This is a genomic window from uncultured Acinetobacter sp., assembly GCF_947624825.1.
Taxonomy (GTDB): Bacteria; Pseudomonadota; Gammaproteobacteria; order Pseudomonadales; family Moraxellaceae; genus Acinetobacter.
Window position 1 is genome coordinate 1 of record NZ_CANQLZ010000040.1, and the last position, 26,279, is coordinate 26,279.

Below are 26,279 nucleotides of genomic sequence, written 5' to 3' on the forward strand. Positions count from 1 at the left end.
AAAATAGAGCAATGGGTGGAGAGAGTATCAAACCAATTCGGAAAAGAATACATGTTTACTTTTTAATGACAGCTTAACTATTTCGTGGAGCAGGAAGGAATTAAGACACTTATTGTGTCGAATGAAGAAGAAATTACAAACAATGTTGATTATTCTAAAAAGAAAGAAAAACTCGTTGGCGCAACTTTTTATTATATAGAAGATCAGGATTTAGCAATTAAAAGTATTCTGCATGACGTTAAAAAGGAAGAATTAAAAAATCTGCTCAATTCAAATTTTGAACTAATAAAGCAAACTTTTAACCAAGTGGGCTATAAAAATTTAAGATCATTTAAGCAGACAATTTTTGACTTTGAAAGATTTTATAAGAAGGCTTATTTTGAATACAAGGGTACTTTTGATTCTGAAATTTTTCAGAGAGTTTTAAAGGCTTTTTTGATTCTTTCCTTAGAGAATAAAAAGGGGTATTTTGATAAAGAAATTTTAGAATTTAAAAAAGACGAAAAATTAGATGAGGAAAAAAAGACAGATGCTGAAACTACAGTATTAGAACTATTTCGTGGTATTACAAGCGTTGATTCTAAAATTTTTATGAATAAATATAATTGTTCATTAAGTGATTTTATATTTTCACAAAAAAATTGGAATGAGATTTTAAATCAAAATATTTTAGATGAAAAAAAAGTAAGTGAAGAATTATACGAAGTATATTTTCGTTTTAAGCAAGAGAAACCAACTTGGCTACAGTTGATGGATTTCTGGGACTTAAATGAAATAGAATTTGATATCCTTGTAAATAAAGCAAAAAAAGAAATTGACGATGGCTTATATACTCATATTACAGATATCTTACATACAATAAGCATGCTCATTTATTTTAAAGAGCATAACCTTATTCATTTTAACATAGAGAGTTTGTTACCTCTTGCTATTAGTAAATCTAAAGAACTTTTTAATGTGAATGAAAAAATAAGAAAAATTGAGGATTCAAGTTTTAGAGAACATTCAGGACAATATGGTTTTTATGCAACAGATATACCTCATTTTAAGCAATTCATGAGTGAAATTGTAAAGTCCTATGAGGAAAAATATAGAGAAAAAAATTCAGAACGAGTAAAAGAATTATTAAGTTTGATGGAAAGTGATGCATGGCTTTTCGCACAACGTATTATTCTTAATAATAGTGAGGAAAATCTCTATTATAATTTTCCTATTTTAAAAGAAATTGATACCAATATATTTGCATCAAAGTTATGTAATATAATTCGAAATAATTCTAATCACATTCTTAATGGACTTAATATACGTTATTCAACCCAAGGTTCATTCAATATGTATATTGAAGAAAAGAGCTGGCTCGATAGTGTTGAAAATCATATTAAAACTAGTATTCTACCTTCAGCGGATAAAATTCTTAGAGCCAAAATTAATTTATATATTTTACCAAAAATAGTAGAAATTAAAGAAAAAGCAGTGAACTAAAAAATCCGCCAATCTATGGCGGATTTTTTAACTTAATTACTTAATATCAAGACACTTTATCACCCGGTTTAGCACCCATTTCAGGTGAAATCACCCAAACACCTTCGCCATTACCCGCAGCTAACACCATCCCGTTAGAAATACCAAAACGCATCTTACGTGGTGCAAGGTTTGCCACCATCACCACCAATTTGCCTTTAAGGTCTTGAGGCTCATAGAACTCACGAATACCGCTAAATACATTACGTGGCTCAGCTTCACCTACATTTAAAGTCAATTGAAGAAGCTTGTCAGAACCTTCAACCGTTGCGGCTTCTAAAACTTCAGCTACACGTAAATCAACTTTTATAAAGTCTTCGATGCCAATAATTTCAGCTTCGCCGACTTTAGGTTCAGGTTTCTTTTCAGCTACCTTTTTCTCTTTTTTCTTTTCAGTTTTTGGTGCTTCAGCAGGAGCTGCTAAAGAATCTTTAGATGCATCGACCATTGCAGCCACAGCTTTTGGATCAACACGTTGCATAAGTGGTTGGAACAATGCAATTTCATGACCCACAAGAATTGTTTCACGCGAAGCAAAATCAAAGGTATCTAATTGTAAGAACGCTTGAACTTGATCTGCCAATGTAGGCAGTACAGGCGCTAAGTAAACCGCCAATTGACGGAATAAGTTAATGCCTACAGAACATACGTCATGCACTTGTTGTTCTTCGCCTTCAATTTTAGCCAGTGCCCAAGGTTTTTTCTCATCAATATATTGATTCGCTTTGTCGGCAAGTGCCATGATTTCACGGATTGCAGCCGAGAATTCACGCGCTTCATATTGCGCAGCAATTGAGGTGCCTGCATCAATAAAGCTTTGAACCAATTCTGGTTCCGCACACGTCGCGCTTAACTTGTTGTCAAACTTAGTGTTAATAAATTTGGCACAACGGCTAGCAATGTTGACCACTTTACCGACCAAGTCAGAGTTGACTTTCTGTACAAAATCATCAAGATTTAAGTCAGAATCTTCAACTTTGTCAGACAGTTTAGATGCAAAGTAATAACGTAAATATTCAGGGTTTAAATGCTCTAAATAGGTTTCTGCTTTAATAAACGTACCACGTGATTTAGACATTTTTTGACCATTTACAGTCAAGAAACCATTTACGAATAAGCCAGATGGCGTACGGTAGTTGGCACCTTCAAGCATTGCAGGCCAAAAAAGTGCATGGAAATACACGATGTCTTTACCAATGAAGTGATACACCTCATTTTGAGAGTCTTTTTTCCAATAATCATCAAAGCTTAAATCAGGACGTTTGGTCTTGATGTAGTTTTCAAAGCTCGACATATAACCAATTGGCGCGTCTACCCATACGTAGAAGTATTTGTTTGGCGCATCTGGAATTTCAAAACCAAAGTAAGGCGCATCACGAGAAATATCCCAATCTGATAAACCTGCTTCAAACCATTCATCTAGTTTATTAGCAATTGATACCGGTAAGCGACCTTCGTCACGTGTCCATTTTTGTAGGTATTGTGAGAAATTTGGTAATTTAAAGAAGTAATGATCAGATGATTTTTCAATCGGTGTGGCGCCGCTTAAGGTCGATTTTGCATCAAGCAATTCGGTTGCATTGTACGTTGTACCACACACTTCGCATGAGTCACCGTATTGATCTTCGGCTTTACATTTTGGGCAAGTGCCTTTAATAAAACGATCTGATAAGAACATGCCTTTTTCAGGGTCAAACAATTGTTTAACAGGACGTACAGCAATGTTGCCGCCATCACGGTTTTTGATATAAATTTCTGAAGCACGCGCTTGGTTTTCGGCGCTGTTGGTCGAGTCGTAGTGGTCAAAATCCACTTTAAAGCCGGCAAAATCGCGTTCGTGTTCGGCTTGTACATTGGCAATTTGCTGTTCTGGGCTAATGCCGTTGGCTTCGGCACGCAGCATAATTGCTGTACCGTGAGCGTCGTCTGCACATACATAAGTCACGTTATGACCCATTGCACGCATCGCACGAACCCAAATATCTGCTTGGATATAACCAAGTAAGTGACCCATATGGATCGGGCCATTGGCGTAAGGAAGGGCATTGGTGACTAGGATATTACGCACGGATATGACTCTCTCATTCGTATATTATGTAAGGTGCATGATTTTACCTGAGATAAGCCAAAGTTGCATAAGGCTTTTGGTGAAATCTTAAAAATTGATAGAGTAAATAGTAGATAATTGATAAATTAAAAACAAAAAATATAGGGTGAAATATGTACTACAGTGATAGTCGTTTTGTATGTAATGCCGAAAACTGTAAAATTCGTACTAGAGAAAATCATTTACTCCAATTTCAAACCATTATGAAGGGCAAACTAGTAACTTTAGGATTTCATCAAGACTGTGGACTTCCTAAGAATGCACAAAAGTGCAAAATGGCAGATTGTCATATTTATTTAGATACTTTATATCTATCTAAAGTAAATAGAAAAAATATTGGTTATTGCTCACTACATAGCTATCGAATTGAATCTTTATGGAATCATTTTAATACTCTTTCAGAAGAAGAAAAGAATCATTATGAAAGACAGTTTTTTCATGAATTAGAATGTGAAGAGCATGAAATAGAAAACGAAGAAGATGATTGTTATTCATATGAAGAGTCTGAATATACAGGTATTAGATTTGATACTTACAGAGATGAGCTCACAAATAATTTAAGTCGAGTATGTGATCCTTTATTAGATCGTTTAGATGAAAAAATGAGATTAGCGAATGAGAAGAATGCGAGAGATGACGCATTATTAAAAGCTCACCAACATGCTGAAGAGATAAGACGAGGTATTAAGCCAAAATAGAATGTTATTCTATAATACAATATAAGGAATTAACTTTTAGGATAGTTCTTCATGTATGACGACTACGAAGATGACCAACCTGTCACCCGTATTAAGCAGAATGCGGCAAGTCAAAAAAAATTGGGTAGTCAGATTTTAAAAGATGCAGAAATTTATCTTGAAGATATTTCGGCTGATGAGCATACGCTACTCATTAAAACCTTAACCGATCTTGCTGCTCAAGATGCTTATTTCCAAGTCTTGGCAGATGAGCTGAATCAACCTGAAGATGCCAAAATTGCCAATGATGCTTTAAATTTAGTACATTTTTGGCAGTTAATTAACCAAACTGAAGATGTAAATGACTTTAATTTATTGGATGTAGTGAATGACACATTTTTTAAAGATGAGTTGTTTAAAGCCTTTGATGATTTAAGTCAAAATGCCAATAGTCATGCACGCCGTGCGGTGATTGAACAAGCATTACAGATGTACAAGCTCGGCTTTTATGCAGGGTGCGTGCCGCTGTTATATGCACAGTTAGAAGGCTTACTCACCGACGTATTATTGGCACAAGGCTTTTTAAGCCAAAAAGACACCAAGTTTTTAGATGTGTATAAAATTGTACCGGGCTTAAAAGGTAATGAAATTAAAAGCTTGTGGCACAAAGCTAAAATTGCTACAGAAATGAATGCTTATTTTGCCGAGCTTGCCGCTTATAAAATGGATTCAAGTTCAAATGTAAGCATGACCCGTCATAATATTTTACATGGCACTGATGTCGCGCACTTTACCCAAGCACGTAGCTTTATCTTGTTGTTATGGTTGTTTAGTGTGACCAGTTTTATGCGCAGTATTCGTTAAATATCCTTCAGCATTTAAGCTCAATTTAAATGCTGAATTTTTTTTCAAAATACACAAGCACGTTATCTCAAGCAGCCTTGGTTATGTCCAACCTAAGCCATGATTGAGAACATACTAGATCAACAAATAACATGCTGTTTTATGTATGGGCTGTGTTGCAAATTGCAGTTTTTGATATGGAGCACCTAAAAAAAGCGTTATAACTTATTTAAAGCCCACGTATAAAAAGGTGTAAAAAATGAGTAAAATTGACGATCTTAAACATAAAGCACATGAGTTGGCCGATGGTTTAAAGCTTAAAGCTAAAGAAGCTTTAGTTAAAGGTGAACAGTTGGCCGATGATTTAAAGCATAAAGCTCAAGATGCTAAGCTCAAAGCCGAACATAAGCTACACGATGTCAAGCATGACAAAAACACACAGCAAAAGGATGACGAGCAATAGCATCGTTAAACCTAAAAAAGATTGCCAAACGGCAATCTTTTTTGTTTGTAGCAAACAAAAGTGTGCAATTAAATTAAAGCGGCTTAACCTCTGCTCAAATAACCGCTAAACTACGCCATTCGATCGAGAAATGCATTTTGGAGTAGATATATGTCGTGGCTTTCTTCGCTTAAATCAGTATTTTCACCCGCTTTAGAGGTGAAGGAAGAAGAAGTCCAACGCGTGTTACAAAGTTATGTATTACCTAACTCGAATCACGCTTTAAAAGACCGTATTACTCAAATTAACGTGCAAGGCCAAGTGCTACAAATTAGCATCAACACTTTTCCAAACGAAGCTGAGCAATTGCAACAAATTCATGATGAATTGGCAGATGCTTTAGAAAAGTGTGGCATTAAAGAATTAAACATGCATGTGGTTCAGCAAAAAACAGGTCATACCCAAGGTGGCTGTGGGCATAAGCATAGCGATGGCGAAAGCTGTTCAAGCAAAAAACCTGAAGCAACAAAAAACACTTTACCACCTGTAGTAGATGCCTCAGCACCCGATGCAGTGGCACAAGCCAATGCCAACTATCAGCCGCAGCAACAAGAAGCGCCCATTCAAAAAGCAGCGCCTCAACAACGCGATGTGCCAAAGCATCCACGTATTCAACATGTGATTTTGGTGTCTTCAGGCAAAGGTGGGGTTGGTAAATCCACTACAACAGTCAACCTTGCTTTAGCCTTACAAAAAATGGGTTTAAAAGTAGGCGTGTTAGATGCCGATATTTATGGTCCAAGTATTCCAACCATGTTGGGCAATGCCGGCCGTACGCCAATGATTGAAGCAGAACAGTTTGTGCCAATTGATGCTTATGGCATGGCGGTACTTTCAATTGGGCATTTAACTGGTGATCATAATACTCCTGTGGCATGGCGTGGTCCAAAAGCCACAGGCGCATTGATGCAGCTGTTTAATCAAACCCTGTGGCCAGATTTAGATGTATTAATGATTGATATGCCACCGGGTACAGGCGATATTCAACTCACCCTTGCGCAGCGCATTCCTGTCACAGGTGCGGTGATTGTCACTACACCACAAAACGTAGCACTCATGGATGCCACCAAAGGGATTGAATTATTTAACCGCGTACAGATTCCAATTATGGGCGTGATTGAAAATATGTCGACGCATGTGTGCTCAAATTGCGGTCATGAAGAACAAATTTTTGGTACAGGTGGTGGTGATAAACTCTCTGAACAATATGATATTCCATTGTTAGGTCGTTTACCGCTCAATGCACAAATTCGTGAAAATGCCGATGCCGGTAAACCTTCTGTCTTAGCAGAAGATGCTGCAGCAGCAAGCTATATTGCAATCGCTGAAAAAATTGCTCAAGCATTGCCAAAAGCTGAGAAAAACCAAAATCGTATTTTTTAAGTCATCAAAAAAGCCCAAAGTCAGCTTTGGGCTTTTTATAGCGCAATATATAAAAAAATCCTGCGACCAGCGCAGGATTTTTTTATCTGCAGCTTAAAAATTATTTGGCAATTTTAGCCAATAATTCTTCTTTGCTTAAGTTTACTGATTCAGCATCACGGCGACCTTTATATTCAAAAGTACCCGCGTCTAAACCTTTTTCACCAATCACAATACGGTGAGGAATACCATTAATTTCTAAGTCAGAGAATTTAACCCCCGGACGTTCATCACGGTCATCTAACAATACATCAAAACCAGCTGCTTGTAATTCAGCATATAGGCTTTCGGCTGCTTGCAGAGTACGTGGTGATTTATGCGCGTTCATTGGCACAATTGCAACATCAAATGGCGCAATTGCTGCTGGCCAAATAATACCTTTTTCATCAAAATTTTGCTCAATGGCAGAAGCTACCACACGGGTCACACCAATACCGTAGCAACCCATGGTCACGACAAATGGCTTACCATCTTTACCTAAGACTTTACAGCCTAATGCTTCTGAGTATTTTTGACCCAATTGGAAGATATGACCGACTTCAATACCACGTTTGATTTGAATCGTGCCTTTACCATCTGGAGATGGATCGCCTTCTACCACATTACGTAAGTCATACACTTCAGTAAATTGTGCATCACGTTCCCAGTTCACGCCAGTGGCATGTTGGTCGGCAATGTTCGCGCCTGCCACAAAGTCAGACAATACCGACGCAGCACGATCAACAATTACAGTTAAGCCTTTTTCAACTAAACCTTGTGGACCGACAAAACCTGCTGTTAAACCGAGTGCTGCAATTTGCTCTTCTGTTGCAAAGGTAATTGGCGCGGCAATTAAAGGATGTTTTTCGGCTTTAATTTCATTGAGTTCGTGGTCACCACGTAAGAATAAAGCCACCACAGGTGTTTCACCGGCTTCATTCTCAACCCCTTGTACCAACAAGGCTTTAACTGAATGTTTAGGCTCAGTAGCTAAGAAAGCTGATACATCAGCAATGGTTTTTTGATTTGGGGTATCGACCAATTGAAGTTGTTGGGTGGGTGCAGCGCGTTCACCCACTAAAATCGCTTCGGCCATTTCCACGTTCGCGGCATAATCAGATTCAGTAGAAAACGCGATATCGTCTTCACCACTAGATGCCAACACATGGAATTCGTGTGAACCTGAACCACCAATTGAACCTGTATCGGCTTGTACTGGACGGAAATCTAAGCCTAAACGGGTAAAGATACGGCAGTATGCGTCATACATAATGTCGTAAGTTTCTTGTAATGATGCTTGGTCGGCATGGAAAGAATAAGCATCTTTCATGATAAATTCACGCGAACGCATGACGCCAAAACGTGGACGAATTTCATCACGGAATTTAGTTTGTACTTGGTAGAAATTGGCTGGCAATTGCTTGTAGCTTTTCAGCTCATTGCGTGCAAGATCTGTAATCACTTCTTCGTGCGTTGGACCAAGCACAAAGTCATTGTTATGACGGTCTTTAAAACGTAACAACTCTGGACCGTATTGCACATAACGACCTGATTCTTCCCATAAAGCCGCCGGTTGAGTCACAGGCATAAGCACTTGTAGGGAACCTGCACGATCCATCTCTTCACGGACAATCGCTTCTACTTTATTTAAGACGCGAACACCCATGGGTAACCAGCTGTATAAACCAGAAGCCAATTTACGGATCATACCGGCACGAAGCATTAACTGATGCGAGATCACTTCTGCATCATTTGGGGTTTCTCTTAACGTTGCAAATAAAAAGCGACTGGCGCGCATGGAAAATGTCCTAAGCAAAGATGGGTAATAAGTACAAAATTATACAATAAAAACAGCGCCGGCATGTTGAATGTCGGCGCTTTTGTATTAGGACAGAATTTTTCTGCTCAAACGCTGCATCAAATTCTTAAAATCATCTAAATAGGTAAAGATGACCGGCACCACCACAAGGGTGAGTAAGGTTGAGGTAATCAAGCCCCCAATCACGGCATGTGCCATGGGCGCACTTTGTTCGCCACCTTCACCTAAACCTAAAGCCAAAGGCACCATACCCATGACCATGGCACAGGTGGTCATTAAAATAGGGCGTAAACGGGTTTTACCCGCATCTACAATCGCAGTGTAACGATCTACGCCGCGATCCATGGCTTTTTTAATAAAGTCGATCAGTAAAATGGCATTTTTAGTGACCAAGCCCATCAGCATAATAATGCCAATAATCGAGAATAAATTTAGGGTGGAGTTGAGTAAATACAGCGCTAAAAATACCCCAATTAACGACAATGGCAAGGAGGCCATAATCGCAGCCGGATGAATAAAACTATTAAATTGTGAGCCTAACACAATATAAATAAACACAATTGACAGCACAATTGCCGTAACTGCATAACCTGCTGATTCTGCCATATCGGCATTGGAGCCTTGTGTGACAAAGCTATAACCGCTTGGTAAATCAAATTGATCTTGAATAGCTTGAATATCAGCGCCAATATCACCGGCAGGACGGCCTGAGGTATTGGCTTCGACCAACACTTCACGCGATAAATAACGTCGGTTAATTTGCGAGGCACCCAAATCTTGTTGCATGCTGGCTACTGTTGCCAATGGAATTAAAATTGGCTGCCCATTGGCATCGGTTTTGGTGGAGCCTAAATACAAGTTTTGTAAATCTTGCGGCAAACGACGTTCGCTGTCGGCTAAACGCACATTTACATCATAGGTTTCGCCTTGGGCATCTTCCCATGTGGTGACGTTATCACCGGCTAATAATGGACGTAATGCATGACCAATTTGATTGACCGATAAACCTAAATCACTGGCAAGCACACGATGAATATGCACACTTAAAGTCGGTTTAGGTTCTTTTAAGGAAGACTCTAAATCAACAATCCCTTCAACTTGTGCAATTTGTGCCATAAAACGATCAGAAATTTTTTGTAATTCATCCAATTCGGGGCCTTGAATTGAAATCATGACAGGTTTTTGCCCACCCGACACAGTTTCATCGGCAGAAGCCACAGAAGTGACGGTAATCCCTGCCACAGATTGCAAACGCTGACGGAACTCGTTGGTTAAGTCGGTCAAGCTTTGGCTGCGCTCTTGGCGTGGTGTGACACGTACCCGTAAGCTGACATGGTTTTTACCACGATCGGTTACGCTATTGATCACGCCGTAGGTGCTAAGCACTTGAGGATGTTCACGAATAATGGCATCGACTTGTTTAAGTTTGGCTTCTGAATATTCAATCGCTGCATCCACTGGCGTTTCAAACTTAATCCGAATTTCGCCTTTATCAGGTACTGGTACAAATTCTGAACCAATCATATTAGACAGTGCCAAAGCCCCAAATAAAGAGGCGATCGCAACTACCACGGTCATTAAACGAAACTGTAAAGCAAGTTTAAGCAGCTTTTCATAGACTAAACTTAAATCATCCAAACGTTTAGAAATTGCATCTAAAAAACGTTGCATGACATTGGGGCGTTGCTGAGTTTTCGGTTTTTCAGCCCAGTGCGCCGAGAGCATTGGGTCAAGGGTAAAACTGACAAACATAGAAATCAGTACCGCAATACTCACCGTCACGCCAAATTGGTAAAAGAAGCGCCCAATAATACCGCCCATAAAGGCAACCGGTAAAAACACCGCCACAATAGTTAAGGTGGTAGCAAGTACAGCCAAACCAATTTCTTGCGTGCCATCAAGTGCCGCAGTGACATGGTCTTTGCCCATGTCGGCATGGCGCACAATATTTTCACGCACGACAATTGCATCATCAATCAATAGACCAATACTTAACGACAAAGCCAGTAGGGTCATCATATTGATGGTAAAATCAAACATCCAGACAAAGGTCAATGTGCCCAATAAAGCAATCGGTAAGGTCAAACCGGTAATCAAGGTCGAGCGCCATGAGCCTAAAAACAGTAACACAATCAAAATGGCTAAAATCGCACCTTCAATAATGGTACGCACCACGTTATCAATACTACCGCGAATACTTTTTGATGAATCGACCACCACTTTGGCAGTGGTGCCTTGCGGTAATTGGCTTTGGATTTTGTCTAAAACTTTATAGGTGTTGTCCACCACTGCAATAATATTGGAGTCCGAACTACGTAAAATATCAACTGCTACGGCAGCTTGACCATTTAAAAAAGCCCCCGAATCGGTTTCGGCTTGGCCATCGCTAATGTCTGCCACTTGCTTTAAGTAAATGGGTGCGCCATTTTTATTGGCCACAATTAAATCGCCAAAGCCCTGCGGATACAGCACTTTAGACTGAATTTCAACCACCAATTCACGCGAGCCTTGCTTTAAATTACCACCGGGTAAGTCAATATTTTCAGATTTTAAGGTATTCATCACCTGATCAATACCTACCCCAAAGGCCTGCATTTTTACAGGGTCAACCGCAATACGAATTTGGCGTTGGGCGTCACCCAATAAATTGACCGATCCTACACCGGCCACAGTACGCAGTTGCGGCACAATGCGTTGCTCTAAATATGAGCTTAAATCACGTAAGGCAAGATTTTCCGATTCAAATACAATTGACATCACTGCATTGGCAGTCGGGTCATAGCGCTCCACAATCGGTTCTGAAATTGCATCTCGAAAATCTGCACTCACCACGGCAACTTTATCGCGCACGTCTTGTGCCGCAGTGGTGGATGAGGTATCTAAATTAAACTCCACCATGACGGTGGATAATCCTTCGCTAGATTGCGAAACGATTTTTTTGACCCCAGAGATGGTATTAATTTGATCTTCAATTTTTTTGGTGATTTCAGATTCGACTGCTTCAGGCGAAGCCCCTGCATAATTGGTGTAGACCACTACAAACGGAAAATCGACATCGGGGAATTCTTCAACGCTCATGCGCTGCCAAGACGCCAAGCCTAACACCATCAAGCACAGCATCATCATAATGGTAAAGACAGGATATTGAACACTAATTCGGGTAAACCACATGTGAAAAAATCCTGTTATTGGCTGATGCTTACAGCATGATTAATCTGTTGCTCACTAAAGCGCACGCGACTAATACGGTCATTGGCACCCAAACCTGTGACCACGGCTTGATTAATGTTGGGATTTTGCTCAAGTACCGTAATATTGACCTTTGCCACTTTGCCGTTACGGATAACCCAGACATACGCTTGAGCGTCTAGGTTGTAAATCACATCTAAAGGCAGGAGTTGCCCGACACTGGCTTGCCCAAACACAATTTCACCTTCTACAAAAGCCCCAATACTTAAACTTGGTAAATTTTGTGCAAGGCTGGCAAAGAACTCAATTTGTCGATTATTGACATCAGCCAGCGGTGCAATTCGACTTAAAGTCGCCGTGTAAGTGTTCGGCTGTCCTTGAATACGGTATTCAATCGCGTTGCCAACGGTTAAGGCTTGTTGTTGTTCGGTCGGCACTTTGCCATGTAGTTCTAAACGGCTTGGATCAATAATTTCAAATAAAGTTTGACCGGCACTTACCGTTTGACCTAGTTCAAGCTGACGTTTGGTGATGACCCCTGTGATGGGACTACGAATCACGCCATCTTGTTTGGCTTTTTGCGCAATATCGACATTGGCTTGTTGGGCATAGACGTTTTCTTGTTGGGCTTGATAATCCACTACACTTTGTTCATATTCAACTTGTGCAATAAAGCCTTGATCAAGAAGACGCTTTTTACGTTGCATCATTAATTTTGCTTGATTGGCTTGGGCTTGTGTAGCGGCTAAATTAGCCTGCGCTTGCGCAAGGCGTGCGGCATGATCTTGATTGCTCAGCACCGCCAAAACCTGACCTTGTTTGACCTGTTGTCCTACATCTAAATGAACTTGCGTGGCTGTAGCGGTGACTTGTGCTTGTACGCTACTGTGTTGAACAGCACGAATGCTGCCACTAAAAGGCGTAGACTGACGTGCTTGACCATATTTAATGTCAACCAAGTCAGCCTGAATGAGTTCAACTTGAGGAGCGTTTTTGGGGATTGAGGGCGCCTCATCGGAAGAACACCCCACCAAGCCTAAGGCTAAACTGGTCCATAGAAAAAGTGAGGCTGAGGTCAGTCGATGAGGACGCATGCATCATTCCTAAATCTGCTAAAGATAAAATTATTCGAGTGCTTTTAAACGCGTAATGATTCTATCGTATTCTGCTTGATTTTTCTGATATTGCATTTGTAATGATTGCAATTGTTTTTGACCATTTTGAATATATTGTTGATTGTAGTTCAGTGTGTTTTGCAAAGTTACCGGCACTGGACGCCCTTTTTGGGTAAATTGCAACTCCTGCTTTTTAAATACGAGGCGATCTTTTTGTAATTGTTGTAGCTGCTGCTGTTGCAACTTAATTTGTTTACTTAGATGAGTTAAATTTTCTTGGCGTTTTTGCGAGGCGACGCGACTTGAGCCATACGCCTGCTTTAAACGCCGGTCTGCTTCACGTTGTTTGCTATAGGCACTGGCTTTGGTGCTATGTGAGCTGGCTTTTTCGCTGTTAAAAGCACGGGTGCGTTGAATGACTTGCATGTTACGATCAAGTGCTTCATAGCCGTAACGAATATGGTTGGGACTCACCGAAGTACTTAAATTGGCAATACCTTGGTGATCGTAATAGCGATACCATGCAGGCTTAATGGAATTGGAAAAAGTGCTGCCGCTGTATGCTGCGCTCAAAGTCAATAGCAATACTTTTAATGTTTTTAAACCTAGATTCGCATGGCGATGGTGTATTAATTTTATCATCCTGGTCTTGCCTGAATAAAGTTGACTAAATTACTCATTTTTAACTAAATAATATAAGTGTATTTATATATACTTAGATTTTACCGTATATCTGATTTAAAAAAATAATATTGTTGTTATGAGCTTGTGATAAGGTTGTCATAAAGTCATATAAATGCAAGTTTTTTCAAATTTACTTCGTTGAAACTCAAGGTAAATGTGTGTTAAAAATGCATACAATTTGTAAAAAAGCATATTCTGTGCAGTCTAAAAATGAGCAGGAGTCATGAAATGGATGCAAAATTTCAAAATTTAAAAGTAATGGTCATTGATGATTCAAAGACTATTCGTCGTACTGCAGAAACATTATTACAACGTGAAGGTTGCGATGTCGTGACTGCGGTAGATGGCTTTGAAGCGTTAGCTAAAATTGCCGAATCAAATCCAGATATCGTATTTGTGGATATTATGATGCCACGTTTAGATGGTTATCAAACCTGTGCTTTGATTAAAAACTCACAGCATTTTCAAAATATCCCTGTGATTATGCTCTCAAGTAAAGACGGCTTATTTGACCAAGCCAAAGGTCGCGTAGTGGGTTCAGATCAATATTTAACAAAACCATTTAGTAAAGATGAATTATTAGGTGCTATTCGCACTCATGTAAAAGCAAAAGCATAACTATTTTTTTATTTAATTTTTTTATTGGGGAAGACTATGACACGTATCTTAATCGTGGACGATTCGCCAACTGAAACATTTCGGTTTCGTGAAATTCTGACCAAACACGGTTTTGAGGTGCTAGAAGCATCCAATGGCGCTGATGGGGTGACCATGACACAAGCTGAATTGCCAGATATGGTGCTGATGGATGTGGTCATGCCCGGCGTGAATGGTTTTCAAGCCACGCGCCAAATTGCACGTAATGCTAGCACCAAGCATATTCCAATTGTGATTGTAAGTACCAAAGACCAAGCCACTGACCGTGTTTGGGGTAAGCGTCAAGGTGCGTGTGATTATCTAACCAAGCCGGTAGATGAACAACAATTAATTGATGTCATTAAGCAACATCTTCATGTGGGATAATGTATGGCTGCCAATGGATTTATCGAATTACTTCGTTTGGCAAAACGTGGCAATAAACATTATGCCAACCAAGACAATGAAGTAAACCGATGGTCAGGAATTGCCTTTGAGATGATGGGGCAATATTTTGTTGCTCCTTTGGGGGAAGTCTCCGAGGTGATTTACCCACCTAAATGTACGCCAGTACCAAACACCTATGCGTGGGTACGTGGTGTGGCCAATATTCGTGGCCGATTACTCTCTGTCTCTGATTTGACTCACTACTTGGTGGGTCAGCGCAGCCAATCATCAGGTGCGCAAAAAGTTTTGTGTATTCAAAATAATGATCAGTATGTTGGTTTACTTGTGGATCAAGTATTGGGGATTCAACATTTCAATAAGAAGAGCTTTTTCTCTAATCAAGATGCAGTAAATGACCTGCTTAATCCCTATTGCCGTGGTTATTTCCAACAACATAACCAAAAGTGGCAGGTATTTTTGTTTAGTCAATTATTGCACCACCCAAAATATATGAACGCCTCGATTTTATAAATATTTAACCGTCTACATTAGGCGCACACGCAATTGGGAGAAGCTGCATGAGCTTTAATATTAAAAAAAGTGGGAGCGATGGAGCAGGTCTGTTTAATAAAGTCCAAGACCAAGTCGATCAGGCCTCGCGTGTCTTTGGCGATAGTGAAAGATCTAAGCCTTATATTTATGGTGCTGCATTTAGCTTACTCTTAGCTTTAGTGTTTTTAGCTTACCTGCTCTATAGTGTGCCTAAAAATAATAGCTATACACAAAGCGTTGGTGAGTTACGTTTACTGTCACAAACTTTACCTAATCAAGCTGCTATGACCACCTCAGCCGGTACGCCTGAAGCGTTAAAACAGCTTGCAGCAAGCAAAGATGAATTTGCTGCACATTTAAATAATATCCAAGGTAAAAGTGATAGCGATACCTTTGCTAATATTGAGGGCAGTTGGAACAAAGTGGCTGCCAATGTGGATTTAATTACCGCACAGCAACCTTTAATTAATCAACTGTACGATGCCAATTTAGCTTTAAGCGAAAGCATTCCGAGTATTCAGGCGCAGTACAACTTAATTATTGAACAAATGTCACGTCAAGGTAGCGCAGGCAGTCAAATTGCAATTGCTAAAAACCAAGTGTTTTTGGCTGAGCGTATTTTAAATGCCATGAATAGTTTGATGAACGGTTCTGAAAACTCGAGTGCGTCGGCTGAAAACTTAAACACTGATGTGCGTAACTTTGCCGCCTTTTTAAATGGTCAACTCAATGGCAATACCGCTTTAGGTGTAGCACGTGTTGAAGACACCAATTTACGTGCCGCTTTAACCAATATTAAAAATGAATATGACCAAGTGTTGTCCAATGCGGCAGCCGTGGTACAAAAAAATGCCGAGCCAATTGCCAAAGTGCGTCAAGCATCAAGTGTGATTTACAATGAATCAACCCCACTTTTGAATAACTTAAAGCAATTATCAAGTAGTTCAAGTCTTGGGCATTGGTTGCCAGCCATTGGTTTAATCTTGGCCTTAATTGGCTTCTTGATCAGTGTATTTAAGCTGCTGACTTTACGTGGTGAAGCCGACAAAGAGCGTGTGGCACGTTTACAAGAAGAATATGACCGTAACCAAAATGCGATTTTACGATTGCTTGATGAAATTGCCGACTTAGCTGATGGTGACTTACGTTCATACGCGACAGTATCTGAAGATTTTACGGGCGCCATTGCCGACTCGATTAACTTTGCCATTGATCAACTGCGTGACCTCGTTTCGCGTATTAATGAAACCTCACAAGAAGTTTCACAATATACCGCCAATACCCAGCACATTACCAACCAATTAGCCGAAGCGTCTGAACACCAAGCGCAAGAAATTGCCGGTGCATCTTCTGCAATTAACGAAATGGCCATGTCGATTGACGAAGTATCTGCCAATGCTTCTGAATCAGCACAAGTAGCTGAGCGTTCAGTACACATTGCATCCAATGGTGCAGACGTTGTACAACGCTCAATTCAAGGTATGGATATTATTCGTGAACAGATTCAAGAAACCTCAAAACGTATTAAGCGTTTGGGTGAATCATCACAAGAAATTGGTAACATCGTTGCCTTAATTAACGATATTGCTGACCAAACCAACATCTTGGCTCTAAACGCTGCAATTCAAGCGTCGATGGCCGGTGAAGCAGGGCGTGGTTTTGCTGTTGTTGCCGATGAAGTTCAACGTCTTGCAGAACGTTCTGCATCTGCAACGAAGCAAATTGAAACTTTGGTAAAAACCATTCAAACCGATACCAACGAAGCCGTAATTTCAATGGAACAAACCACCTCAGAAGTGGTGCGTGGTGCAAGCTTAACCAAAGATGCCGGTGTTGCCTTAGGTGAAATTCAAAGCGTATCGTCTAACTTGGCGAAATTGATTGCAAACATTTCTGATGCCGCAAAGCTTCAGTCAGCATCTGCAGGTCATATTGCCAACACCATGAATGTCGTACAAGAAATTACCTCGCAAACCACCAGCGCGACTTTTGATACAGCACGTTCGGTATCTGAATTGGCGAGTATGGCAGAAGCATTACGTGAATCTGTAACTGACTTTAAGTTACCTGAATAAACGTAACTAAGAGACTTCTTACGAAGTCTCTTAAAACTGCTGTACTTTTGTCTCAAGTGAGGGTGAAACTTAAGAAGCTGAGCTATGAAAGAAATATTAAAAAATTTAGTTGCCCCGATGACGCTTCCCGAAGACAGTTATCTTCAGCAAGATACCGAAATTCTTGAAATTTTTGTAGAAGAAATCGAAGAGATTTTTCAAGAATTAAGCCAGTTGTTACAACAATGGCAGGATCAACCTGAACTGTTAAAAGACATTCGTCGCCATTTTCATACCTTAAAAGGCTCAGGGCGCATGGTGGGTGCGTTGCAAGCCGGTGAGCTGGCATGGACAGTTGAAGACACCTTAAACCGTGTGCTCAATGACAGTATTGCACTGACCCCAACTTTACGCCGCTATACCCAATACGTATTGGCATTTTATCAAGCCAAGCTTTATCCATGCTTTAAACAAGGTAAAGCGCTTGAGCATGACGTGCGCCCACTCATTTTGCTTGGTCAACAATTACAACAAGAACATGCACTAGACCCAGCATTATTGGCATTGATTGAACAGGATCTAAGCGCAACATCAACCACTGGTTTAGAACATGTAAATGTTCAACAGCCACATTCAGTAGTTGCCTTAGATGCTCAGCATGTGGCAGAAGATTTAGCCGAAACCTTAGCGGTGTTTGTTGAAGAAGCCGAAGAGCATTTAGCAACGATTGACCATTTCTTACAAGAAAATGTCAATAACACACCAGATGATTACAATGCCCTGATTCGTGCGTTACACACATTGCGCGGCAGTTCATCTATGGCACAAATTGAAGATGTTTTTAGTGCCAGTGCTAAAGTTGAAAAACTATTTAAAAGTTATCTGTTACAAGAAGATGTTGTTTCAACCTCAGCAGAAACTCAATTATTAAGACAATATGCTGAGTTTATTCGGGGGTATTTGCCTGCGTTGCGTGAGCGTGATCAACAACGTTGTCATCAATTAATCACTGAATTTGATGCAGCATGGACCTTATACGGTCGTTTGGTGCCAATGAATGAGCAAGACAATCCACATGGTTTAGTCACACAATTGCTGCAACTTGATATTGACCTCTTGCTTGATACCGAAGTTGACTTTATTGAACGCGCGCAAATTAATTTCCCTGTGTATTTACAAAGCTTAACTGAACAGGCCGAACGTTTAAGTGTCCATACTGACAATCGCGCTGCGGTAGGTATTCATCAATATGCTTTGGCACTCAAGAGTGCCTATTGTAAGTTATGGAATAAACCTGAACTGCTCAATTTAAGCTATGCAGAAGCATTGTTTAATCAAGCGCATATTGAATTTATTCATCTATTTGATACCTTGGCATCTGGGCAGCGTGTAGTGTTGTCAGCACAAGCACAAACCGCTTTACAACAACTGCATGATTTTATTGATCATAAAGTTGAGCAATTGGTCAGCTTTAATGATTTACCGGATTTAACCAAGCATAAAGCCAATAGCGTTGACTTTGCTGCTTTGTCACAACGTTTGGCACAAGATCACATGCGTTTGGATTCAGAGGACAGTCGCTCTGAGTTTGACCTAGATTTATTGGATATTTTCTTAGAAGAAGCCAATGAGCTGTTTGAGGGTATTGATCAAGATTTAAACACTTGGGCTAAAAACCAAGACGCAGCTGCACTCAATAATCTAATGCGTTATTTACACACCTTAAAAGGTGGCGCCAATATGGTGCAGGCCAACCACATTGGCTTAATCGCGCATGAGTTAGAAAGTATTTATGAGCGTGTGATTCAAGGTCAGTTAGTTGCCACAGCAGCTATGATCAAAATCATTCAGTTGGTACAGGACAATATTGCTGAACGTTTAGAGTTGATCCAAACGCAACATATTGATTATCCAGCTGATCAAGCGGTTGATATTTTACGTAATATTGAAAGCTTGGCACGCGGTGACAGCGTACTTGAAACTTCTGTTGAGCTCAAAGCAGTTGCATTAGAAGATCAGCAAGCCAACATGCTTGCCAAAGAAGATTTAACGCTTCAAGAGCCTAATGCCCAAACGTTACTTGCCGAAAGCGAGGAACCGGTCTTAACCTCTGTTATTGAAGAGATTGCCGCAGTATCTCAAGCAGAGATGACTGTGGAAGCAACACCACAAGAAATTCAAGCGCACTCAACATCTGTGCTGGAAGAATCTGCCACACTGACATCAGATACAGCAGAGCTGACCTTAGAGCAAATTGTAGAGCAGAGCTTCTATGAAGAAGCCTTTGAGTTGCTTGAGCGCACCGAAACTTTGTTGAGTTTTTGGTTAGAGCAGCGTAGTAATCGTAGTTTGCTGCTGCAATTACAACGTGCTGCGCATAGTCTCAAAGGCGGCGCGCGCATGGCACAAATTGAGCCGATTGCACAAATTGCCTATGAACTCGAAACTGTTTTTGAACAATTTGCGGTACATCAAATCAGCTCCAATGTGCATGACAGCTTATTGGAAAGTACCGTAGCATGGTTAAAACGAGCGATTCATCAACGCGATTACAGTCATGTAGACGCTTTAGTACAGCGCTTAAGCAGCATTGAATATGCCAACAGTACAGTTAAATTACCAAGCCATGCCACTCAAGTGGATTTCTTTACTCCACAACAAGAAGAGCATTGGATTCAAGGTGATGGCACTACACCACCATCGATGCAAGGCGAGTGGCAACATCACAAACAAAATGACCAAAGCGCTGAGATGATTCGTATCTCAGCCGACTTGGTTGAGAAGATGATTGATTTATCGGGCGAAAATGCAATTAACCGTTCGCGCATCGAGATGGATTTAGCCCAATTGGGCAACTTCCTCAATGAGATGGACTTAACCATTCATCGTCTAGCCGATCAGTTGCGTCGTATGGAAGGGGAATTAGAAAGTCAGATTCTTGCCAAACATAGCAGTGATGAAAATAAGCTATACGATGATTTTGACCCACTCGAAATGGATCAATATTCATCTTTAAATCAGTTGTCTAAGTCACTATCGGAGTCTGCATCGGATTTGGTGGACTTTAAAGTGACGTTGTCTGAGAAAATTCGTGATGCCGAAGGCTTATTGTTACAACAATCACGTATTCAGTCTGAGATTCAAGAAAGCCTTATGCGTACGCGCTTGGTGCCTTTTACAGGGATGTTACCGCGTTTACAACGTATTGTACGTACCACTTCATCGGCCCTTAACCGTCCTGCGGAATTGGTGGTGTATAACACCGAAGGTGAGCTTGACCGTACCATCTTAGAGCGTTTGATCACGCCATTTGAGCATATGCTGCGTAATGCGGTCGATCATGGTATTGAAAGCCCTGAAGAGCGCCTAAAACTGGGTAAACCAGAAGTGGGTCAAATTGAACTCAATATCAGCCGTCAAGGTACCGATGTTGTGGTTAGTTTTAGCGATGATGGTAAGGGAATTGATGCCAATAAGATTCGTGCCAAAGCGGAAAATTTAGGCTTAATTGGTGTCAATCAAAAGCTCGATCAACAAGAGATTATTCAGTTTATTTTCCACCCCGGCTTTAGTACCGCACAACAAGTCACGCAAATTTCTGGGCGTGGTGTTGGACTTGACGTAGTACAAAGTGAGATTCGTGAACTCGGTGGTCATGTCACTGTAGAATCAGTGCTAGGTGAGGGGACCACATTTAGCATTCGTGTACCGACCACGGTTGCGGTGAGTGATGCCTTAATGGTAAAAGTTGGCGATCAGCAATTTGCCCTGCCATTGGCACAAATTGATCGTATTGTCCGTATTGCGCCAAGTGCATTAGAAGCTTACTTTGCCAGTGATGCCGACCACTTTAGTATTGACCATGTAGAATACAAGTTACGTTATTTATCCGAATTTGTTGGGCATCAAAATGCGCCACGTTTAAATACCTTAGGCACAGCCTTACCGGTATTGCTGATTAAAGGCAGTGCAGGGCAAAGTATTGCCTTGTTGGTCGATCAGTTGATTGGTTCACGCTCGCAAATTGTGGTCAAATCTATTGGTCAACAGTTCTCTAAAGTGGGTGTAATTGCAGGGGCCACCATTTTAGGTGATGGCCAAGTCTGTTTGATTTTAGATGGTCAAAACATTGCCCGTCAGGTACAAACCTCGTTACGTGATACCTCACAAATGCAAAATTCACGTGACTTTGATGCAACAGATAAGCAAAGCCGCTTAGTGATGATTGTGGATGACTCGGTCACGGTACGTAAAGTGACCTCGCGTTTACTTGAACGTCATGGTTATGAAGTCATGACTGCCAAAGACGGTGTAGATGCTATGGAGCAGCTTGAAAATAGCCGCCCTGATCTGATGTTGCTGGACATTGAAATGCCACGTATGGATGGTTTTGAAGTGACCAATCTTGTGCGACACCATGATATCCATCGTGAATTACCAATTATTATGATTACTTCACGTACTGGCGAAAAACATCGTGAACGTGCGATGAGCTTAGGCGTGAATCACTATATGGGTAAACCGTTCCAAGAAGCAGAGTTATTGGCCCAAGTCCAAACGCTTTTGCTTGCTTCAACTTAAGGAGTTGTGATGCAACAGGTGAATCAACAAGAGCTACAGCATTTAATTGCAATCTCAACCGGTTTTATTGATACCTATGTGATTGAATGCCATGACTTGCCGCCCATGTTATTACCGCAAAATATTGTATTATCTGCACTGGATAGTGCAACCGATGTCAAAACCGTAGATTGGCATGATGTGCAGTTACCCGTACATGCTATTTATCATCCTCAGCACAGCAAAGGGGTGGCGTTGGTGATTGAAGGTGAAGACACACAACAGCGTTTTGCTTTGATGTGTAATGAAATGCCACAAACTATGCGTTTACGTATTTCAGAAGTGGTCGACGCGCAACAACAGGATCTACCTGATGAGGTATTTCAGTATGTCAAAGTCGGTGAGCGAATATTTCATGTACCTAACTTACAGGCCATTGAAAAAAAATTAGGTTTATAAAGTAAAAAAGGAACTCTTAAGAGTTCCTTTTTTTGTATTAAGTGAGCAGGTTTTCTAAAATCTTTTCGTAGATTTCAGCCAAAGGTTCTAAATCTTTAACATCGACATGTTCGTTAATTTGATGAATAGTGGCATTTAACACACCAAGCTCTAACACTTGCGCGCCCGTCGGTGCAATAAAGCGTCCATCGGATGTGCCGCCAGAAGTTGAGAGCTGTGCTTGTGTGCCGGTCACATCGTAAATTGCTTGTTTGGCTGCATTGACCAATTCACCGACTGGGGTTAAAAATGGTAAGCCCGACAACGTCCATTCCACCTCATAATTGACTTGATGACGATCCAGAATCTCTAAAGTACGTGCTTTTAATTCATCGGCGGTGACTTCAGTTGAATAGCGCCAATTCATTAAAATATTCATACTGCCAGGCACTACATTGGTCGCGCCAGTGCCTGCATTAATATTAGAAATTTGAAAAGAGGTAGCAGGGAAGTAATCATTGCCATGATCCCAAACCACATTGCACAGTTCTGCTAAAGCTTGAGAGGCGCTATGAATGGGATTGATTGCCAAATGTGGATAGGCAACATGACCTTGCTTGCCCTGAATAGTGATATTGGCATTTAATGAACCACGACGGCCATTTTTAATCACATCGCCTAAGCTATGCGTACTTGATGGCTCACCGACCAAACACCAAGTCATTTTTTCTTGACGCGCTTGTAAAGCCTCAACCACTTTCACCGTGCCATTGATGGATGGACCTTCTTCGTCCGAGGTAATTAAAAAGGCAATCGAGCCTTGATGATTTGGATGTTTTGCCACAAAACGTTCAGAGGCAACCACCATAGCTGCTAGGGCAGTTTTCATATCGGCACTGCCACGACCATAGAGTTTTCCATCACGAATTTCTGGCAAAAACGGGTCAGAGTGCCAAGCCTCTAAATGTCCGGTAGGTACAACGTCGGTATGGCCTGCAAAACAAAACACCGGCTCTTGTTGTCCACGACGTGCCCATAGGTTGTCTACATCGGCAAAGCGCATAGCTTCAATATGAAAGCCAATTTTTTCTAAGCGCTCTGCCATCATGTTTTGGCAACTATGATCAATGGGGGTGACCGAAGGTTGGCGTAATAATTGTAAGCTAAAGTCTAAAGTATCAGAGGGTTGCATGCCGGCTAAATCGAATAATAATGTTGAACTATCATAGGTGAATTTTTCAGCGCTGCGAAGTGTGAACATAAAAAAACCTTATCTAAAGATAAGGTTTTTTGACTGATATTCAGCTTACATTTTGTCTTGTGTACGCTCAGCCGTTTTGCTAATGCCTTGGCCTGCTTTAGAGACATCTTTACCGACGCCTTTAAATGTATTACAGCCAGTTAATGCAAATGTCACAAGTAATGTAGCAGCAAGCACTTTTTTCATGGAAAACTCCGTTATTGAAATTGTTTTGATGTTATTTTGCTCATTTGAGATTAATTTTAGTACCTTAAAAAAAATATGAAGATTATGTAGTGAAATGTAAGCCTGTGTAAAAATTACCCAGTGTTGCGCATCAGGTAAGGCGCTTGTCGAAACATATAGTAGTGCTCATTCAGTTGCTGTTTGTATAGACCGTCGGTCCACCAGTGTGCAGCTTCACTACTAGGTTGATGGTTGGCGCAAATCCACTCATGGCGTTGTAAGCGATAATAGCCTAAGTTTTGTAAAGGCTGTTGATGACCCCAATAACCTATACGCCGTGTAGAGTTAACCCAAGCGGGGAGGGGGGGTTGCATGTTTTGAGGGAGATACAATTGACCTTTGAGCATACAAAAACGTGCTTCAATCTCGTGCTGCAGGGCTTGTTGAAACTGAAATTGTTTTTGGGTGAAATGCAACATTTTACGTGCTAAACGATCAGAACGATTAAGACCATACCAATGCTCAAAACAATAATCTGCTTCGGCCAAATAGTATTTTAAGGCAATTTCCCAATGCTCAATACGTTTAAAATCACGGTGATAAATCAAAAAATCTAATTCACCCAAGGTTTTAGCACCCTCAATGATTTGAATACTATGACCCAATAACTGATAAGGATGATACGCATCATCTTGTAACCAAAACCAAATGAGCATTTCAAAACGTAAGCCTAAACGTGTGCTTTTGAGCTGTGCCACAAATTCAAGTAAAGGCGTAGGATTGAGATCAAGTTCACGTAAACGCGGCAAATAATCTTCAAAATGTTGTTGCCAAATTTCATCTGAATGGAGTTGAAATTGATGATTTAAGACTAAATCACGCGGCACAGCACACAGAATATTAGGACTTGCAATGGCAAAACCAAGTTGGCGTACAATCGGATGATAAAACTGTAGCCATGGTTCTTTATAGGCAGATTGCATGACAATATTCCTTCGCTCAAAGTACACAATTGCTTTACATTACACTTTATACTAGCCAAATGACAGTTGTAGGACCGCGCAATGAAGACCCTGTTTTGGCGCACTTTAGTGCTGATTTTTGTCGTGTTTGCAGGCATTGGGGCGGTATTGCCGGGCATGCCCACCACCGTATTTTTGATTTTAGCTGCATGGGCGGCCTCAAAAGGTTGGCCACAAATGGATGCTTGGTTACTCAACCATCCTAAATATGGTAAGACTTTGCGCCAATGGCGTGAACACGGTACGGTACCACGTCAGGCCAAATGGTGGGCATCTGTGATGATGCTGCTCAGTGCGATCGTCATGCTATTTACCCCAGCACCATTTTGGGTCAAGGTATTTACCAATATCGTGATGTTAACGGTGGCGATTTGGTTATGGCTGCGTCCTGAACCTATGCTGATATGTAAAGAGGTGAATTCACATGCAGATTAAAGATGCAGATATTTTAATTGATCTGGCTCAGCAAACTTTAATACTACCGCGCCATCACAAGCAGTATTCGATTTCATCGGGTAAAAATGGCATTGGTGAAACAGAAAATAGCGGTAAGACACCGCGTGGTTGGCATAAAGTTGCGCAAAAATTTGGCACGGCCCAACCAAGAAATTCAGTTTTTATTGCACGCCAAGCCACAGGTGAAATTTATACCCCTCAATTGGCCGCACAGTACCCCAATCGTGATTGGATTTTATCGCGTATTTTATGGTTACAAGGTTTAGAGCAAGGCTTTAACTTAGGCGCTGGGGTCGATACTTTTGCACGTTATATTTATATTCATGGCACACCAGACGATGAACCTATGGGAATGGCCTTATCGCATGGTTGTATTCGAATGCGTAATCAAGATGTGATCGAGCTTTATGATTTAATGAACGAGGGTGCATTGGTTTATATTTCAGAACATGCGCTAGAGGATGTGGCTTTGGCTCAATAAAATACTATTTTCTAAAAAATAGGCTTTTAGGTGCACATAAGATGAGAAAAAAATTCTCCAAGAATTAAATATTTGGGTGAAATATACTCAATTTTGGCGTGTTTTGCTCAAAATAACTTATTTTTTAAGCATTCAATGCAAAAAAGCGAAAAACTTCTCGAAAAGCGTTTGACACACTTAAAACTTTCTCTATAATGCACCACATCAAGCGATGAAACGTTTTGAAAAGGGCGCTTAGCTCAGTTGGTAGAGCGTCTGCCTTACAAGCAGAATGTCGGCGGTTCGATCCCGTCAGCGCCCACCAATCCTTTTCAGAGTTTATTGATTTTAAGTGCAGCGGTAGTTCAGTTGGTTAGAATATCGGCCTGTCACGCCGAGGGTCGCGGGTTCGAGTCCCGTCCGCTGCGCC

The 26,279-nt window shown here is 40.8% G+C and carries 21 protein-coding genes and 2 tRNA genes; 15 read left to right on the forward strand and 8 right to left on the reverse strand.

Annotation, left to right across the window (positions count from 1 at the left end):
- The first annotated feature begins 114 nt into the window (after positions 1-114).
- A complete protein-coding gene (locus Q0017_RS09820; protein ID WP_298146086.1) occupies positions 115-1,482 on the forward strand; it encodes a hypothetical protein in 1,368 nt (455 codons plus the stop codon).
- Positions 1,483-1,528: 46 nt separating this feature from the next.
- Here the strand turns inward: Q0017_RS09820 and metG are convergent, their stop codons facing one another.
- Positions 1,529-3,589: a methionine--tRNA ligase gene (gene metG, locus Q0017_RS09825; RefSeq protein WP_298146089.1), complete on the reverse strand. Its 2,061-nt coding sequence runs from the start codon at positions 3,587-3,589 to the stop codon at positions 1,529-1,531.
- Positions 3,590-3,741: 152 nt separating this feature from the next.
- On the opposite strand from metG, the gene Q0017_RS09830 reads away from it, so the two are divergent.
- The 4 genes from Q0017_RS09830 to apbC all read left to right on the forward strand — a co-directional run bounded on the left by Q0017_RS09830 (position 3,742) and on the right by apbC (position 7,033).
- Positions 3,742-4,326, forward strand: coding sequence for a hypothetical protein (locus Q0017_RS09830; RefSeq protein ID WP_298146092.1), 585 nt, complete (start codon positions 3,742-3,744; stop codon positions 4,324-4,326).
- 51 nt (positions 4,327-4,377) lie between these two features.
- Positions 4,378-5,169 (forward strand): hypothetical protein, encoded by a 792-nt coding sequence (locus tag Q0017_RS09835; RefSeq protein ID WP_298146095.1) that lies wholly within the window; start codon positions 4,378-4,380, stop codon positions 5,167-5,169.
- A gap of 238 nt (positions 5,170-5,407) precedes the next feature.
- Positions 5,408-5,611, forward strand: a complete 204-nt coding sequence (locus Q0017_RS09840) for a hypothetical protein (protein WP_298146098.1) — start codon at positions 5,408-5,410, stop codon at positions 5,609-5,611.
- A gap of 150 nt (positions 5,612-5,761) precedes the next feature.
- Positions 5,762-7,033 carry an iron-sulfur cluster carrier protein ApbC gene (apbC, locus tag Q0017_RS09845; RefSeq protein ID WP_298146101.1) on the forward strand — a complete coding sequence of 424 codons (1,272 nt, stop codon included), beginning with the start codon at positions 5,762-5,764 and terminating at the stop codon, positions 7,031-7,033.
- Between the two features lie 100 nt (positions 7,034-7,133).
- On the opposite strand, the gene Q0017_RS09850 is transcribed toward apbC, so the two are convergent.
- From Q0017_RS09850 to Q0017_RS09865, 4 genes are all read right to left on the reverse strand, one after another.
- Positions 7,134-8,849, reverse strand: coding sequence for a proline--tRNA ligase (locus Q0017_RS09850; RefSeq protein ID WP_298146104.1), 1,716 nt, complete (start codon positions 8,847-8,849; stop codon positions 7,134-7,136).
- Positions 8,850-8,936: 87 nt separating this feature from the next.
- On the reverse strand, positions 8,937-12,041 hold the full coding sequence (locus tag Q0017_RS09855; protein ID WP_298146107.1) for an efflux RND transporter permease subunit: 3,105 nt from the start codon (positions 12,039-12,041) through the stop codon (positions 8,937-8,939).
- 14 nt (positions 12,042-12,055) lie between these two features.
- Positions 12,056-13,153: an efflux RND transporter periplasmic adaptor subunit gene (locus tag Q0017_RS09860; RefSeq protein ID WP_298146110.1), complete on the reverse strand. Its 1,098-nt coding sequence runs from the start codon at positions 13,151-13,153 to the stop codon at positions 12,056-12,058.
- Between the two features lie 30 nt (positions 13,154-13,183).
- Complete coding sequence (locus Q0017_RS09865; protein ID WP_298146113.1) at positions 13,184-13,816, reverse strand: hypothetical protein; 633 nt, start codon at positions 13,814-13,816, stop codon at positions 13,184-13,186.
- A 270-nt stretch (positions 13,817-14,086) separates the two neighbouring features.
- Here Q0017_RS09865 and pilG point away from each other — a divergent pair, with 270 nt between their 5' ends.
- The 6 genes from pilG to Q0017_RS09895 all read left to right on the forward strand — a co-directional run bounded on the left by pilG (position 14,087) and on the right by Q0017_RS09895 (position 22,506).
- Complete coding sequence (gene pilG, locus Q0017_RS09870) at positions 14,087-14,476, forward strand: twitching motility response regulator PilG (protein ID WP_298146115.1); 390 nt, start codon at positions 14,087-14,089, stop codon at positions 14,474-14,476.
- Between the two features lie 36 nt (positions 14,477-14,512).
- Positions 14,513-14,881, forward strand: a complete 369-nt coding sequence (locus Q0017_RS09875; RefSeq protein ID WP_298146118.1) for a response regulator — start codon at positions 14,513-14,515, stop codon at positions 14,879-14,881.
- 3 nt (positions 14,882-14,884) lie between these two features.
- Positions 14,885-15,412 (forward strand): chemotaxis protein CheW, encoded by a 528-nt coding sequence (locus Q0017_RS09880; RefSeq protein ID WP_298146121.1) that lies wholly within the window; start codon positions 14,885-14,887, stop codon positions 15,410-15,412.
- 47 nt (positions 15,413-15,459) lie between these two features.
- Positions 15,460-17,508, forward strand: a complete 2,049-nt coding sequence (locus Q0017_RS09885; RefSeq protein WP_298146123.1) for a methyl-accepting chemotaxis protein — start codon at positions 15,460-15,462, stop codon at positions 17,506-17,508.
- A gap of 84 nt (positions 17,509-17,592) precedes the next feature.
- Positions 17,593-22,068, forward strand: coding sequence for an Hpt domain-containing protein (locus tag Q0017_RS09890; protein WP_298146125.1), 4,476 nt, complete (start codon positions 17,593-17,595; stop codon positions 22,066-22,068).
- Between the two features lie 9 nt (positions 22,069-22,077).
- Positions 22,078-22,506 (forward strand): hypothetical protein, encoded by a 429-nt coding sequence (locus Q0017_RS09895; protein ID WP_298146126.1) that lies wholly within the window; start codon positions 22,078-22,080, stop codon positions 22,504-22,506.
- Between the two features lie 37 nt (positions 22,507-22,543).
- Here Q0017_RS09895 and dapE read toward each other — a convergent pair whose 3' ends face one another.
- The 3 genes from dapE to Q0017_RS09910 all read right to left on the reverse strand — a co-directional run bounded on the left by dapE (position 22,544) and on the right by Q0017_RS09910 (position 24,894).
- Positions 22,544-23,677, reverse strand: coding sequence for a succinyl-diaminopimelate desuccinylase (dapE, locus tag Q0017_RS09900; protein ID WP_298146135.1), 1,134 nt, complete (start codon positions 23,675-23,677; stop codon positions 22,544-22,546).
- A 114-nt stretch (positions 23,678-23,791) separates the two neighbouring features.
- Positions 23,792-23,932 (reverse strand): entericidin A/B family lipoprotein, encoded by a 141-nt coding sequence (locus Q0017_RS09905; protein WP_298146127.1) that lies wholly within the window; start codon positions 23,930-23,932, stop codon positions 23,792-23,794.
- Between the two features lie 113 nt (positions 23,933-24,045).
- Complete coding sequence (locus Q0017_RS09910) at positions 24,046-24,894, reverse strand: DUF1853 family protein (RefSeq protein WP_298146128.1); 849 nt, start codon at positions 24,892-24,894, stop codon at positions 24,046-24,048.
- 81 nt (positions 24,895-24,975) lie between these two features.
- On the opposite strand from Q0017_RS09910, the gene Q0017_RS09915 reads away from it, so the two are divergent.
- From Q0017_RS09915 to Q0017_RS09930, 4 genes are all read left to right on the forward strand, one after another.
- The gene (locus tag Q0017_RS09915) at positions 24,976-25,368 is read left to right on the forward strand and encodes a YbaN family protein (protein ID WP_298146129.1); all 393 of its coding nucleotides are present in this window, start codon (positions 24,976-24,978) and stop codon (positions 25,366-25,368) included.
- Positions 25,358-25,870 carry a cell wall-recycling L,D-carboxypeptidase ElsL gene (gene elsL / locus Q0017_RS09920; protein WP_298146132.1) on the forward strand — a complete coding sequence of 171 codons (513 nt, stop codon included), beginning with the start codon at positions 25,358-25,360 and terminating at the stop codon, positions 25,868-25,870. The genes Q0017_RS09915 and elsL overlap by 11 nt, the downstream gene beginning before the upstream one ends.
- A gap of 228 nt (positions 25,871-26,098) precedes the next feature.
- Positions 26,099-26,174: transfer RNA gene (locus Q0017_RS09925), tRNA-Val, on the forward strand.
- 29 nt (positions 26,175-26,203) lie between these two features.
- A tRNA-Asp gene (locus Q0017_RS09930) sits at positions 26,204-26,277 on the forward strand.
- Positions 26,278-26,279 lie beyond the last annotated feature (2 nt).

Bases quoted from the DNA above. Each gene is read 5' to 3' on its own strand.
- Q0017_RS09880 (WP_298146121.1), top strand. From the start codon at position 14,885: ATGGCTGCCAATGGATTTATCGAATTACTTCGTTTGGCAAAACGTGGC.
- Q0017_RS09875 (WP_298146118.1), top strand. From the start codon at position 14,513: ATGACACGTATCTTAATCGTGGACGATTCGCCAACTGAAACATTTCGG.
- Q0017_RS09855 (WP_298146107.1), bottom strand. From the start codon at position 12,041: ATGTGGTTTACCCGAATTAGTGTTCAATATCCTGTCTTTACCATTATG.
- Q0017_RS09860 (WP_298146110.1), bottom strand. From the start codon at position 13,153: ATGCGTCCTCATCGACTGACCTCAGCCTCACTTTTTCTATGGACCAGT.
- Q0017_RS09885 (WP_298146123.1), top strand. From the start codon at position 15,460: ATGAGCTTTAATATTAAAAAAAGTGGGAGCGATGGAGCAGGTCTGTTT.
- elsL (WP_298146132.1), top strand. From the start codon at position 25,358: ATGCAGATTAAAGATGCAGATATTTTAATTGATCTGGCTCAGCAAACT.
- Q0017_RS09890 (WP_298146125.1), top strand. From the start codon at position 17,593: ATGAAAGAAATATTAAAAAATTTAGTTGCCCCGATGACGCTTCCCGAA.
- pilG (WP_298146115.1), top strand. From the start codon at position 14,087: ATGGATGCAAAATTTCAAAATTTAAAAGTAATGGTCATTGATGATTCA.
- Q0017_RS09840 (WP_298146098.1), top strand. From the start codon at position 5,408: ATGAGTAAAATTGACGATCTTAAACATAAAGCACATGAGTTGGCCGAT.
- Q0017_RS09850 (WP_298146104.1), bottom strand. From the start codon at position 8,849: ATGCGCGCCAGTCGCTTTTTATTTGCAACGTTAAGAGAAACCCCAAAT.
- apbC (WP_298146101.1), top strand. From the start codon at position 5,762: ATGTCGTGGCTTTCTTCGCTTAAATCAGTATTTTCACCCGCTTTAGAG.
- Q0017_RS09830 (WP_298146092.1), top strand. From the start codon at position 3,742: ATGTACTACAGTGATAGTCGTTTTGTATGTAATGCCGAAAACTGTAAA.
- Q0017_RS09910 (WP_298146128.1), bottom strand. From the start codon at position 24,894: ATGCAATCTGCCTATAAAGAACCATGGCTACAGTTTTATCATCCGATT.
- Q0017_RS09835 (WP_298146095.1), top strand. From the start codon at position 4,378: ATGTATGACGACTACGAAGATGACCAACCTGTCACCCGTATTAAGCAG.
- Q0017_RS09915 (WP_298146129.1), top strand. From the start codon at position 24,976: ATGAAGACCCTGTTTTGGCGCACTTTAGTGCTGATTTTTGTCGTGTTT.
- dapE (WP_298146135.1), bottom strand. From the start codon at position 23,677: ATGCAACCCTCTGATACTTTAGACTTTAGCTTACAATTATTACGCCAA.
- Q0017_RS09905 (WP_298146127.1), bottom strand. From the start codon at position 23,932: ATGAAAAAAGTGCTTGCTGCTACATTACTTGTGACATTTGCATTAACT.
- Q0017_RS09895 (WP_298146126.1), top strand. From the start codon at position 22,078: ATGCAACAGGTGAATCAACAAGAGCTACAGCATTTAATTGCAATCTCA.
- Q0017_RS09865 (WP_298146113.1), bottom strand. From the start codon at position 13,816: ATGATAAAATTAATACACCATCGCCATGCGAATCTAGGTTTAAAAACA.